Source organism: Sinorhizobium psoraleae, assembly GCF_013283645.1.
GTDB classification, from domain to species: Bacteria; Pseudomonadota; Alphaproteobacteria; order Rhizobiales; family Rhizobiaceae; genus Sinorhizobium; species Sinorhizobium psoraleae.
The window spans coordinates 459,593-472,823 of the sequence record NZ_JABEKV010000003.1 but is presented as its reverse complement, the minus strand read 5'-3'; the positions used below and the strand labels follow the sequence as shown (position 1 = coordinate 472,823).

The 13,231-nt window shown below is 62.9% G+C and carries 11 protein-coding genes; 6 read left to right on the top strand and 5 right to left on the bottom strand.

What is annotated here, in order from left to right:
* Positions 1-125: 125 nt before the first annotated feature.
* A complete protein-coding gene (locus ILFOPFJJ_RS18020) occupies positions 126-1,151 on the bottom strand; it encodes a substrate-binding domain-containing protein (protein ID WP_173512489.1) in 1,026 nt (341 codons plus the stop codon).
* Between the two features lie 489 nt (positions 1,152-1,640).
* On the opposite strand from ILFOPFJJ_RS18020, the gene ILFOPFJJ_RS18015 reads away from it, so the two are divergent.
* From ILFOPFJJ_RS18015 to ILFOPFJJ_RS17990, 6 genes are all read left to right on the top strand, one after another.
* Positions 1,641-2,906 carry an ABC transporter substrate-binding protein gene (locus tag ILFOPFJJ_RS18015; RefSeq protein WP_173511932.1) on the top strand — a complete coding sequence of 422 codons (1,266 nt, stop codon included), beginning with the start codon at positions 1,641-1,643 and terminating at the stop codon, positions 2,904-2,906.
* Between the two features lie 218 nt (positions 2,907-3,124).
* On the top strand, positions 3,125-4,108 hold the full coding sequence (locus ILFOPFJJ_RS18010) for a carbohydrate ABC transporter permease (RefSeq protein ID WP_173511931.1): 984 nt from the start codon (positions 3,125-3,127) through the stop codon (positions 4,106-4,108).
* Positions 4,108-4,938: a carbohydrate ABC transporter permease gene (locus tag ILFOPFJJ_RS18005; RefSeq protein ID WP_173511930.1), complete on the top strand. Its 831-nt coding sequence runs from the start codon at positions 4,108-4,110 to the stop codon at positions 4,936-4,938. The genes ILFOPFJJ_RS18010 and ILFOPFJJ_RS18005 overlap by 1 nt, the downstream gene beginning before the upstream one ends.
* A 56-nt stretch (positions 4,939-4,994) precedes the next feature.
* Entirely contained in the window at positions 4,995-6,023 is a 1,029-nt protein-coding gene (locus ILFOPFJJ_RS18000; protein WP_173511929.1) for an ABC transporter ATP-binding protein, read from the top strand.
* 169 nt (positions 6,024-6,192) lie between these two features.
* Entirely contained in the window at positions 6,193-6,978 is a 786-nt protein-coding gene (locus tag ILFOPFJJ_RS17995) for a ThuA domain-containing protein (protein ID WP_173511928.1), read from the top strand.
* A gap of 8 nt (positions 6,979-6,986) precedes the next feature.
* Positions 6,987-8,075, top strand: a complete 1,089-nt coding sequence (locus tag ILFOPFJJ_RS17990) for a Gfo/Idh/MocA family protein (RefSeq protein WP_173511927.1) — start codon at positions 6,987-6,989, stop codon at positions 8,073-8,075.
* A gap of 255 nt (positions 8,076-8,330) precedes the next feature.
* On the opposite strand, the gene ILFOPFJJ_RS17985 is transcribed toward ILFOPFJJ_RS17990, so the two are convergent.
* From ILFOPFJJ_RS17985 to ILFOPFJJ_RS17970, 4 genes are all read right to left on the bottom strand, one after another.
* Entirely contained in the window at positions 8,331-8,690 is a 360-nt protein-coding gene (locus tag ILFOPFJJ_RS17985) for an SPW repeat protein (RefSeq protein WP_173511926.1), read from the bottom strand.
* Positions 8,691-9,032: 342 nt separating this feature from the next.
* Complete coding sequence (locus tag ILFOPFJJ_RS17980) at positions 9,033-9,833, bottom strand: inositol monophosphatase family protein (protein ID WP_173511925.1); 801 nt, start codon at positions 9,831-9,833, stop codon at positions 9,033-9,035.
* Positions 9,834-9,905: 72 nt separating this feature from the next.
* Complete coding sequence (locus tag ILFOPFJJ_RS17975; protein WP_173511924.1) at positions 9,906-10,967, bottom strand: ABC transporter ATP-binding protein; 1,062 nt, start codon at positions 10,965-10,967, stop codon at positions 9,906-9,908.
* Complete coding sequence (locus ILFOPFJJ_RS17970; RefSeq protein WP_173511923.1) at positions 10,964-13,192, bottom strand: ABC transporter permease; 2,229 nt, start codon at positions 13,190-13,192, stop codon at positions 10,964-10,966. Before ILFOPFJJ_RS17970 ends, ILFOPFJJ_RS17975 begins: the two co-directional genes overlap by 4 nt.
* Positions 13,193-13,231: the final 39 nt, after the last annotated feature.

Here is a 13,231-nt window from a genome sequence, read left to right as displayed (position 1 = left end):
CTGGACTTTTGGACTGCTCGGGCATGCCATGCAAGGGCGCGCGCCGAGCGAACTGGTCGACGTCGCCGGCCTCGCGGCCTCCTTCGGTCTCCGGAAGCCGCAGTACTCCTTGCCGATGGAATGGATCAGCCGGGCGCTTGCGGCACCGGACCGGTGGATTCGCGAAGGATGAGCTCGACTGGCCAGAGCTCGTGGATCTCCGTCGCCGGTCTGCCAGACAGAAGCTGCAGGACCAGATCCGCCGACCGCGCGCCCGCGGCGCGCAGCGACGAGCGGGTGGTCGAAAGAGAGGGCACCATGTTGTCGGCGGTGAGATAGGGAAAGACATCATCATGGGCGATGACGGAAATGTCCCGGCCGACCACGAGCCCGAAGGAGCGCACCGCGCGGTAGACGCCGAGCGCAGTCATCATCGAGCCCGCCACGAACGCCGTCGGCCGCGGCGATTGTTCGAGGAAGGAGCGGGCGAAGCGAAATCCCAGTTCGTCGGTGAAATGCCCATGGGCGACCAGGTGCGGATCGAACTGGATGCCGCGCTGCGCCAAGGCTTCGCGATAGCCCTTGTCGCGATGAAGCGAAAAGGTGAGCCCGGCGCGGCCGTTGATCATGGCGATGCGCCTGTGGCCGAGGTCTATTAGGTGCGAGGTCGCGCGCCGGATGGCGCCTTCGTTGTCGATGTCGAGCCAGGCATGCGGGACCTGGGTCTCGGAGCGGCCATGGACCAGAAACGGCATTCCGAGCCTGTGCAGGAGCGTGATGCGCTCGTCGTTCGGCATTGGAGAATGGATGATCACGGCATCGACCCGGCCGCTGGTCGCGAGCCTGCTGTAGAGCTGGTTTTCGTTCTTGCCACCCTGCTCCGCGAGCGGACTGACGAGGATGTCGATGTCTTCGCTATCCAGCCGCTCGGCCATCCCGCTCATATATTCGGAGAACTGGAACTCGCCGCTGCGACCCATCACCACGCCGATCGCGCCGGCACGGCCGGTCACCAGGCGCACCGCATTGATGTTTGGCCGGTAACCGAGGCGCACCGCTTCCTCCGTGACGCGTTGGCGGGTTTTCTCGCTGACCTCGGGATAGCCGCTCAACGCGCGACTGACCGTGGTCGGGGACAGCCCCAACTGTTTGGCGAACTCCTTGAGCTTCATGTGATCGATCGTATTCCCTGCGCGCCCCCGCTGCACGATTTCCCAGTTCGGAGCCGATCCAACGACGAAATCATGCAGTACTTCAAACTGCCACACCGACTTTGGCGCCCGATTGGACGCGCCGCCGCAGCATTTGCACAAGGACTATACGCGGTTCGCCAGCGGTAACAATCCGTTCCCGCAGTGAGTGGGCGCGGCCCAACAAAAAGGCGTGGAGATTTGCTTTATCCAAATCGTTTTAAATTTTTACGAAATGGTCTCGCCGGCCCGTGTTCTGTGTCGCTTGTCGGCTGCAACAATCCACAGGCCACGCGAAGGCAATATTATAATGGAAAACAATGATGTAAGTCATGCTCGCTGTCGTTGTGACATCGCCTTTGGACACGCCTTGACAGAAGTTTTGGCTTCTGCCAGCTTCTGCCGCAGCCAAACCGTTTTCGAATTCAGGGGAGTTTACGAAACCGGGGGAGCTTGGAGGAGCTAGAAAACATGAAGCCTATCCTGAGGACGCTGATTATCTGCGCTGCCATCGCGGGTGCTGCCGATCTTGCCGCCGCCGCTGAATTATCTATGGCGGCCAATTCGACCGGCAAGAATTTGAGCTTTCTGCGCGAGCAGATCGCCAGGTTCGAAAAGGAGACCGGTCACAAGGTCAACCTGGTGACGATGCCGCCGTCGAGCAGCGAGCAATTCAGCCAGTACCGCCTCTGGCTTGCGGCCGGAAACAAGGATGTCGACGTCTATCAGACGGACGTCATCTGGGCGCCGCAGCTTGCCGAACAGTTCGTCGACCTGACCGGGGCCACGAAGGACGTGGTCGGCGCCCACTTCCCCTCGATCATTCAATCGCAGACCGTCAACGGCAAGCTGGTCGCGCTGCCGTTCTATACCGACGCGCCGGCGCTCTATTACCGCAAGGATCTCCTCGACAAATATGGCAAGACGCCGCCCAAGACCTGGGATGAACTCGCCGCCACGGCAAAGGAGATCCAGGACAAGGAACGCGCCGCCGGCAATCCCGACATCTGGGGTTTTGTCTTCCAGGGCAATGCCTATGAAGGGCTGACCTGCAATGCGCTCGAATGGATCAAGTCCTCCGGCGGCGGCCAGATCGTCGAGCCCGACGGCACGATCTCCGTCAACAACGAAAAGGCTGCGGCGGCCCTCGAACGGGTGAAGGGATGGATCGGCACGATCTCTCCCCCTGGCGTGCTCGCCTATCAGGAGGAGGAATCGCGCGGCGTCTGGCAGACGGGCAACGCCGTGTTCATGCGCAACTGGCCCTACGCCTATGCGCTTGGAAACGGCGACGACAGTGCGGTCAAGGGCAAATTCGAGGTGAAGCCGCTGCCGACCGCGACAGACGGCGATCAGCCGTCCTCGACGCTCGGCGGATGGAACCTCGCGGTTTCGAAATATTCGGACGAGCAGGAAGCATCGATTGCTTTCGTCAAGTTCCTGGGCTCGCCCGAGGTGCAGAAGACGCGCGCCATCCAGCTGTCGAACCTGCCGACGATCGCAGCGCTCTACGACGATCAGGAAGTCGCCGCCGCGCAGCCCTTCATGCCGAACTGGAAACCGATCTTCCAGAATGCCGTGCCGCGCCCCTCGGCGGTCGCGAAGGTGAAGTACAACGAGGTCTCCTCCAAATTCTGGAGCGCCGTGCACAACACGCTGTCGGGCGGGGGCACGGCCGCCGAAAACCTCGAACTTCTCGAAGCCGATCTGACCGAGCTCCAGGGCGACGCCTGGTAAGTTCCCAAGGCCTGCGACGGCAGCCATCGCCGGCTGCCGTCGCAAACAGCATCGCAGGCTCTTCGGAACCCCGAAGAGCGCTTCAACCGAAATCATGCAGCAATTCAAAGTTCTACAGCGACCTTGCGCCTCTGGTCAGACGCGCGGCGCCGCAGGGAACCATGCAGCAGGTCGAACGTTCCGCCCAGAAGCTGGACGCCAACCAGTGAGCTCGTGTCATGACAGATCTTTCCCTCGCGGGGCCGCCGTCCGCACTTGCGGGCAAAAGGATAGGCTCCGACCTTCAGGCGCAGCGTGTCCGTTCGGCTTGGGTCTTTCTCGCGCCGACATTGCTTGTTCTGGCCATGGTCGCTGGCTGGCCGCTCGTGCGGACCATCTATTTCAGCTTCACCAATGCCTCGCTGACCAATCTCTCCGGAGCCGAATTCGTCGGCCTCCAGAATTATCTTTCCTGGATCACGCTGAAGAGCGGGCGAACCATTTACAGGGGCCTGCTCGCCGATCCTGCCTGGTGGAACGCGGTGTGGAATACGCTGAAGTTCACCGCGATCTCCGTCAGCATCGAAACGGCATTGGGCCTGATCGTGGCGCTCGTGCTCAACGCGCGGTTTCCCGGACGCGGCCTCGTGCGCGCTGCGATCCTCATTCCCTGGGCGATCCCCACCATCGTCTCCGCGAAGATGTGGGCATGGATGCTCAATGACCAGTTCGGCATCCTGAACGACATACTGCTCGGCCTCGGTCTGATCAGCCAGAAGATCGCCTGGACCGCGAGCCCCGATACCGCGATGATCGCGGTGCTGATCGTCGATGTCTGGAAGACGACGCCGTTCATGGCACTCCTGATCCTCGCCGGTCTGCAGATGGTGCCAGCCGATATCTATGAAGCCGCCAAGATCGACGGCGTGCATCCCTTGCGCGTCTTCTGGCGGCTGACACTGCCGCTCATCCGGCCGGCGCTGATGGTCGCGGTCATCTTCCGGATGCTGGACGCGCTGCGCATCTTCGATCTCATCTACGTGCTGACCCCCAACAACGCGCAGACGAAGACGGTGTCGGTGCTGGCGCGCGAGAACCTCTTCGATTTCGACAAGTTCGCCTACGGAGCGACCGCCTCCACCATGCTGTTCCTGATCATCGCGTCGATCACGATCCTCTACATGTGGTTCGGGCGCGTAAACCTCGATGGAGGAGAGCGCTGATGGTCGCCACAATCGCAAAGCGGACCGGGTTCTATGCGCTCGTCGCCGCCATCATCGTCATTGCGGTTTTCCCGTTCTACTACGCGATCCTGACGAGCTTCAAATCCGGCACGGCGCTGTTTCGCGTCGACTATTGGCCGACGACGGTGTCGCTTGCCAATTACGCGGAGATCTTCTCGCACGGCACGTTCGTTCGCAACCTCGGCAATTCGCTCCTCGTCGCTACGCTGGTGGTGGCAATCTCGCTGCTGCTCGCCGTCACCGCAGCCTATGCACTGGCGCGCGTGCGCTTCCGCGGCCGGTCGCTGCTGCTGCTGACCATCCTGTCGGTGTCGATGTTCCCGCAGATCGCCGTGCTTGCAGGGCTGTTCGAGCTCGTGCGCTTCATCGGGGTCTACAACACGCCGCTGGCGCTGATCTTTTCCTACATGATCTTCACCCTGCCGTTCACCGTATGGGTGCTCACCACCTTCATGCGCGACCTCCCGGTCGAGATCGAGGAGGCGGCGATCGTCGACGGCGCGTCTCCCTGGGTGGTGATCACACGTGTCTTCATGCCGCTGATGTGGCCGGCATTGGTGACGACAGGGCTGCTCGCCTTCATCGCCGCGTGGAACGAATTCCTCTTCGCGCTGACATTCACGTCCTCGGACGTCCAGCGCACGGTGCCGGTCGCGATCGCGCTGCTTTCGGGCGGCAGCCAGTTCGAAATTCCCTGGGGCAACATCATGGCAGCATCGGTGATCGTCACGGTGCCGCTCGTGGTCCTCGTCCTGATCTTTCAGCGGCGGATCATTTCCGGGCTCACGGCCGGCGGCGTCAAAGGTTAGAGCGGATGAGGAAGAGCGGTTTTCCGCCTGCATCTCGCGTGATTTAGGAGAGAAGAATGGCAGAGCTTCAACTGCGGGACATTCGCAAGTCCTTTGGCGCCTTCGAGGTCATCAAGGGCGTCAGCATGGATATCCGGACGGGTGAGTTCATGGTCTTCGTCGGGCCGTCCGGCTGCGGCAAGTCCACGCTGCTCCGGCTCATCGCGGGGCTCGAGGAAATCACCTCCGGCACGCTGGCCTTCGACGGGCAGATCGTCAATCAGCTCGTACCGTCCCGCCGCGGTATCGCCATGGTGTTCCAGTCTTATGCGCTTTATCCGCACATGACGGTTTTCGACAATATGGCCTTCGGCATGCAGCTCGCCGGCAAGGACAAGGAGCAATGCAGGAAAAGGGTCGAGGCGGCAGCCGAAATGCTGCAGCTCACGCCCTATCTCAAGCGCCTCCCCCGTCAGCTCTCGGGCGGGCAGCGGCAGCGCGTGGCGATCGGCCGCGCGATCGTGCGCGACCCGAAGGTCTTCCTGTTCGACGAGCCGCTTTCGAACCTCGACGCGGCGCTGCGCGTCGCGACCCGCCTCGAAATCGCCAAGCTCCATCGCAGCATGCACAACACGACGATGATCTACGTGACGCACGACCAGGTCGAGGCGATGACGCTCGCCGATCGGATCTGCGTGCTCCGGGACGGGCTCGTCGAGCAGATCGGCACGCCGCTCGAAGTCTATGAAAGCCCGAATTCGGTCTTTGCCGCCGGCTTCATCGGCTCGCCGAAAATGAACTTCCTGAGCGGACCGTTCGCCGAACCCTACAAGGCCCAGACGATCGGCGTCAGGGCGGAACATCTGGAGATCGTCGACAATGCCGGGCAGTGGAGCGGAACGATCGTGCACTCCGAGATGCTCGGCTCCGACAGCTATGTCTATATCGACATCGGCTCCGACGAACCGGTGATCGTCCGGGAAAGCGGAATCTCCAGGCACCAGCCTGGACAGACCGTGCAGATTTCGCCGGCGGCCGGCCAGATACATCGCTTCGATGCGGCGGGGCGCGCGATCGGCCGCACGGAATGGCGGGGTGCGGCGTAACCTCGCCGCAAGCCAAACTACAGCGCCGCGCGTCTTACCAGGCGCCAAGGATCGCTGTAGCACTTTGAATTGCTGCATGTTTTTGTCCTTAACCGGCTCCGATCCAAGGACACGTGCAGTAGAGACAAAGGCATCCGGCAAAGGATGCCGTAACCCAAGGAGAATGACCTTGTCTATCAACACCATCGTGTGGGGTGAGAACATCCACGAGCAGACGAATGCGGTGGTTCGGGAGATTTACCCGAACGGCATGCACAACACGATCGCGGCGGCGCTGAACGAGGATGCGGCGATTGCCGCGACGACGGCGACGCTCCAGGAGCCGGAGCACGGCTTGAGCGAAGAGCGGCTGGCGTCGACCGACGTGCTCGTCTGGTGGGGCCACAAGGACCACGGCGCCGTCGAGGATCGGGTCGTCGAGCGGGTCGCAAAGCGCGTTTGGGAAGGAATGGGGCTGATCGTGCTCCACTCCGGCCATTTCTCCAAGGTGTTCAAGCGGCTGATGGGCACGCCCTGCGCGCTCAAATGGCGCGAGGCGGGCGAACGCGAACGCGTCTGGGTGGTCAATCCGCGCCATCCGATCGCCGAAGGTCTCGGCGAGCATTTCGTCTTGGAAAACGAGGAAATGTATGGCGAGCAGTTTTCCGTGCCGGAGCCGCTGGAGACGGTGTTCATCTCCTGGTTTGCCGGCGGCGAGGTGTTCCGCTCGGGGCTGACCTGGCGGCGCGGCGCCGGCAACATCTTCTATTTCCGTCCCGGCCATGAAACCTATCCGACCTATCACGACGCCACGGTGCACACTGTGCTGCGCAATTCGGTGAAATGGGCGCACAATCCGCTCGGTAGCTACAAGGCGATCCACGAGGCGCCGAACGTCCCGGTGGAGAAAGCTCTGGAGCCGATCGTCGAGCGCGGGCCGAAGCTGCACCAGGCCGGCGAAGCAGGATATCGATGAGGTCCACCATGCGTTTGCTCATTCTCGGAACCGGCGGCATGGCCAACAGCCATGCGCAAGCCTTTGCCAAGATCGATGGCGTCGAGATGGTCGCCGCCGTCGACGTCGACCCGTCGCGGGCGCGCGGCTTTGCCGACATGCACGGCATTGCCCGCATCTTCACCTCGCTCGAAGACGCGATCGCCTGGGGCGAGTTCGACGCGGTGACGAACGTCACGCCGGACAAGGCCCATCATCCGACGACGCTGGCGCTTATTGCCGCCGGCAAGCACGTGCTGTGCGAAAAGCCGCTGGCCGAAAATTACGACAAGGCGGCCGAAATGGCCGATGCGGCCGAGCGCTCCGGCCTCGTCAACATGGTGAACCTCACCTACCGCAATGTCGCGCCGCTCCAGCGGGCACGCGAACTGGTGCTTGCAGGCGAGATCGGCCGGGTGCGCCATCTCGAAGCCTCCTACCTGCAGAGCTGGCTGGTATCGAAAGCCTGGGGCGACTGGGCGAGCGAATCGAAATGGCTGTGGCGGCTGTCGACCAAACATGGCTCCAACGGCGTGCTCGGCGACGTCGGCATCCATATCCTCGACTTCGCCAGCTATGGCGCCGGCAGCGCGGTCGATCGGGTCTTTGCCCGGCTGAAGGCATTCGACAAGGTGCCCGACAACCGCATCGGCGAATATGAGCTTGATGCCAATGACAGCTTCGCGATGACGGCGGAGTTCGAAAACGGCGCAATGGGCGTGATCCATGCCAGCCGCTGGGCGACGGGCCACCTGAACGAACTGCGTCTCAGGCTGCATGGCGACAAGGGCGCGCTGGAGGTGATCCACACGCCGGACGGCTCGCGCCTCAAGGCCTGCCTCGGCGCCGATGTCGAAAAGGCGATCTGGCGCGATCTCGATGTCGGAACGGTGCCGACCAACTACCAGCGTTTTGCTGAGGCGGTCGCAGCCGGTCAGGCTGTCGAACCGAGCTTCCGCCATGCCGCCAATCTCCAGAAGGTGCTCGATGTCGCAATCGAAACCGAAAGAGAACGGCGCGAACTGGATGTCGCGGATGCGCTTTCGGTCGTGGAAGAACGCGCGGTCGTCGGGGGTTAAAAGGCCAATCCCGCTTTCGGCCTAGCTTGCCGGAAGCGGGAGTACCCTCCATTGAGAACGCAATTCTCTCGAGCGGGACGAGGGAACGATACTTCGGCCAGCATCCCGCTCGAAGGTTATCACCCGGTGATCCCGGACCGGTTAAATCCAGGATCAACTTGGTCTACAGCGCCGCGCGTCTGATCAGACGCACAAGGGTCGCTGTAGCACTTTGATTCTAGAGCATCTTTTCCGCTTCCGGTGAAGCGGGATGCTCTAGGCGTGCGAGTGCGGGTGGCGATAGTCCCAGACCGCCCAGGCCGACAGTGCCGCGACCAGCACGCCAAGAATGACATGCGTCCACATCGCGTTCACGTTCGTCATGAAGCCGAGCACCCAGGGAGAGACGATCAGCCATAGGCCGATCACCATATTCACCCACTCCTCCCATTCTGCGAAGGCAGAAAGCGCTGCAATCGCCAGCGCGCCAAGCACGATGCCGGCGATCCAGGCGTTCCAGGTCGGAACGGCCTCAGTCGCAAAACCGATGACCCAGGGAGAGAGGAACAAGCACACCGCCAGGATCAGGTTGGCCCAATCCTGGGCTCTTCGTCCGGCCATGAGAGTGTTTACCATGACAACCTCCACGTATGAAGCTTGACCAAAGCGTCACCCCTCGCGTGCGCCTTACGTTTCAGCTCCGGCCTTTCACTTCGCACGGTCGCTGTAACGCTTTGAATTGGCGTAGGATTTTATCCTCAAATCGCTCCCATATCAAGAAATCTTGTAGATTCGCTGCCATATAGGCCGCCGTGTCCGATCACACGCAGGCCGATTTGCTCCGGCTTCTGCTGCCGACGTTCGACAGACCCGACAAAACCGTCCTCTCGCGCTGGCGAGCAGGATCGGATTCACGCAGCGATTCAAGGCGATAATGCCGCACGCCTCGGAGATGCGAGGCGCGCTGAGGCATGCGACCTAGAGCGCAGCGATCTTCTTCAGGTCGTCGATCGCGCCAGGTGCGGCTGCGAGAACGGCGGATCCCGTTGTAAGACGTTCGCCCTCGACGGGGAAGGGCAGGTACCATCCGCCCGCTTCCTTTACCAGGCAATAGCCGGCGAGGCAGTCCCAGGCGTGCATGTGGGGTTCGTAATAGCCGACCAGGCGGCCGGCAGCGACATAGGCGAGCATCAGGGCGCCGGAGCCGTTGCGCACGAAATTGCCGCCGGATTCAAGCAGCTTCTCGACTATCTTGCCGACGAATGCCGGCGTCACGTGGTTATTGGCGCCGATCCCGGTGACAGCGTTGCGGATCGTGCGTGAAGCATCGAGCGACAACGGCTTGCCGTTGAGACGCGCGCCGCGCCCGAGTGCTGCGGCATAAAGCTCGCCATGGCACGGCGCCGCGATCACTCCCACAACAGGGACGCCGTCATGCAGAAGCGCGATCGAGACACACCAGTTCGGCATGCCGTTGACGAACGGGCTGGTGCCGTCGATCGGGTCGATCACCCAGGTGAAGCCGGAGCTTCCCGGCACGAGGCCGTATTCCTCGCCGAGCACGCCATCGTCCGGGTAAGCTTCCGCAAAACGGGCGCGAATAAGATTCTCCACCTCGCGATCGGCGATCGAGACGACATCCTGCGGATCCCGTTTGATCTCGACGACCAGCGTCTCACGCCGGTTGAAATAGTCGAGCGCCACGGCGCCCGCCTCGCGAGCCACCGCTTCGGCTAGAGCCAGTCGGGTTTCGAGCCCGGAAGGGTCGTGTGACGTCATGAAGGTTTCCTCGGTTATGTTTTGCAAATGGGTTTCTCGGCAAGCGCGCGGTGGTGACACCTCGACGCGGGCTCAACTGCTGATGATGGCAATGCCGCGCTCCTTGAAGCCGATCGCGACATCCGTCGCCGGAGCCAGCGTTCTTTCGACAGCGGGATCGACGACGAAGAGCGTGCCTGCGGCCGTCTTCACCTCGTATTCGACATGATCGCCGAGATAGGCGGCGTGGGTGATGCGACCGGAAAACGCGCCGTTTTTCGCCGGTTCCAGCGTGATCGCATTCGGCCGCACGGCGAGCTTCGCCGGTCCGGGCCGGATATCGCGGCCCGGTACGCGATGGGTCAGCGCCTCGACGCGGATCGTCGCATCGCCGCCCTCGACGCCGAGGATATCGCAGGAAACGACATTGGCCTCGCCCATGAAATCGGCGATGAAGGCCGACGCAGGGGCATCATAGAGATCGCGGGGCGCGCCTTCCTGCGCGACATGCCCGTCCCTCATCACGATGATGCGGTCGGAGACGGCAAGCGCCTCGTCCTGGTCGTGGGTGACGTAGACGGCGGTGAAGCCGAGGCGCTGCTGCAGCTCGCGGATTTCGGTCCGGACGCGACGGCGCAGCCGCGCGTCGAGATTCGACAGCGGTTCGTCGAGCAGCAGCACCTGTGGTTCGAGCACCAGCGCGCGGGCGACGGCGACGCGCTGTTGTTGTCCGCCGGAAAGCTCGGCCGGCAACCGCTCGCCCATGCCCGCGAGGCCGACGAGCGCCAATCCGTCCTCGGCGCGCTCGCGCGCCTCCTTTCGCTTCAGGCCGGACGATTCAAGGCCGTAGGCGACGTTCTCGAGCGCCGTCATATGCGGGAACAGGGCATAGGACTGGAAGACCATGGAAACGTCGCGTTCATTCGCCGGCAACATGGTCACGTCCTTGCCGCCGATCAAAATGCGGCCGGATGTCGGATGCTCGAGGCCGGCCAGCATCCTGAGTGTCGTCGTCTTGCCGCAGCCGGACGGCCCAAGCAGCGTCACCAGCGTGCCCGGTTCGATCGTCAGCGACAGGTCGTGAATGGCCGTGAAGGCGCCGAACTGCTTGCGAATGTTTTGAAAGACGACGGAACCGGGACCTTCGGTGCTCATGCGGTTTTCTCCTGGCGAAGGGAAGCGGGCGTGGTGGCGGCAAGCGACTGCACGCGGTTCTCGCGTCTCAGCCGCCGCTCGCCGACAAGGAACTGGAAGCCGGCGATGACGGCGATCATCACCAGGATCAGCATCGAGGAATAGGCGATCGCGACACCGTACTCGCCGTTCTCGACAAGGCCGACAATGTAGGACGTCGCCATGTTGTATTCGGCGCTGACCAGGAAGATGACGGCGCTGATCGAGGTGATGGCGCGCACGAAGGAATAGACGAGCGCCGCGGTGATCGCCGGGCGCAACAGCGGGAGGATCACCTTGCGGATCGTGCGGAAGCTGTCGGCCCTCAGCGTCAACGATGCTTCGTCGAGGCTCCGGTCGAGCTGGCTCATCGCCGCGACGCCGCCGCGCACGCCGACCGGCATGTTGCGAAAGACGAAGCAGGCGATCAGGATCAGGGCGCTTCCGGTCATCTCCAGCGGCGGCAGGTTGAAGGCCATGATGTAGCTGATGCCGATAACCGTGCCCGGAATGGCGAAGCTCATCATCAGCGCGAATTCGAAGAGCTCGCGGCCGGCAAATTTCTGGCGCACGATCAGATAGGCGGTAAGAAGCCCGACCGCAGCCGTCAGCGGCGCTGAAACGAGGGCGATTTCCATCGTCGTCCAGAAGGAATTCCAGGCAACGCCGGTCCAGGCAATGGCCCCGTCGCGCAATTCGATCGAGAAGGCTTGGGCGTAGTGCTCGAGCGTCAGCGTATTGTCGAGCCCCCAGGTCTTCACGAAACCGCCGATCAGGATCATGCCGTAGACGACGATGGTGAAGAGCGCCCAGGGAACGACCAGCGCGTGGGCGCCGATCGAGACCGAGCGGGGGAGGGCCGCATGCATGCCGCTGTCGCCCTTGCCGGTGACGGTCGAGAAATTCTTGCCCGAAAGCCAGATGCGCTGGGCGAGGAAGGCGGTGAGCGTGAATGAGAGCAGGATGATAGCAAGGACGGCGGCGCGCGAGGGATCGTTTTGCGAACCGACGACGGCGAAGAAGATTTCCGTCGAAAGCACGCCATGGCTGCCGCCGAGCACCAGCGGATTGCCGAAATCCGCCATGCTTTCGATGAAGCCGATGAGGAAGGCATTGGCGAGGCCGGGCTTCATCAAGGGCAGCGAGACGTGCCAGAAGGTCCGCCAGCGATCGGCTCTCAGCGTCTGCGAGGCTTCCTCCATCGACGGGCTGACACCCTCGACGACACCGATCAGCACAAGGAAGGAGATCGGCGTGAAGGACAGGACCTGCGCGATCCAGATGCCGGTGAGGCCATAGAGCCACCGACCTGGCTCGATGCCGAGGATCGCCGACATCGCCTGTGTCGCCACACCCGAGCGGCCGAAGAGCAGGGTCAGCGCGAGGCCGACGACGAAGGGCGGGGTGATGATCGGCAGCACCGTCAGGAGCCGCAGGCTCTTCTTATAGCGAAAGCCGGTGCGGGTGGCGACGAGGGCGAAGGCGAGCCCGAGAATGGTCGAGCCGCCAGCGGTCATGACCGCCAGCCAGAAGGTGCGCCAGGCGACGCCACAGCGGGTCCCGCCGATGACGCAGTCGAGGCTCCAGATCGACGGGTCGACGATGTTGCGCGTGAAGCCGTCCGGATTGAACGAGCCGTCGAAATCCTGGAAGGCGCCGACGAGCATGCTGCCGACCGGATAGAAGACAAAGACGGAGACGAGAAAGACGAGGAGCGCGATGGCGCCGACGACGAAGGCGTCGCCCTTCATCGCGCCACGCTCGGCAAGCCCGAAGGAAAAGACGAGGACGAAGACGAGTGCAGACAGCACCGCGCCGGCTCCCATGGCAGGCTGCCCGTCGGGGAGCGCACCGAAGAGCGCTTCGCTGATCGTCCAGGTCCAGCCGGTAAAGCCGATCGCCAGCCCCTGCAGCGCGAGGAGCGCGATCCCCAGTGCGCCGGTTGAGGCAAGGAGAGTGCCGCGCCGACGTGGATCGCCGACGAAGCGGGAGGCACCGGCAAGGAGGAGCAACAGCGCCGGCGCGGCAAGCCACCACCGGCCGTTCACAATGTGAAGCACGCCGGGCGAGACGGATGAGCTCCCCGGAAAATCGGCGAGCCAGCCGAAGCCGAAGAAGCCGCCCTCGATGCGGTACCAGGGTAGGAGGAGAAACGCCGCCAGCCCGAGGGCGAGAACGATATCCAGTCTGCGATTGCGATATTCCATGGATCGCGTTTGCCTCGGGTCGTCGGGGTCGCAAGAACC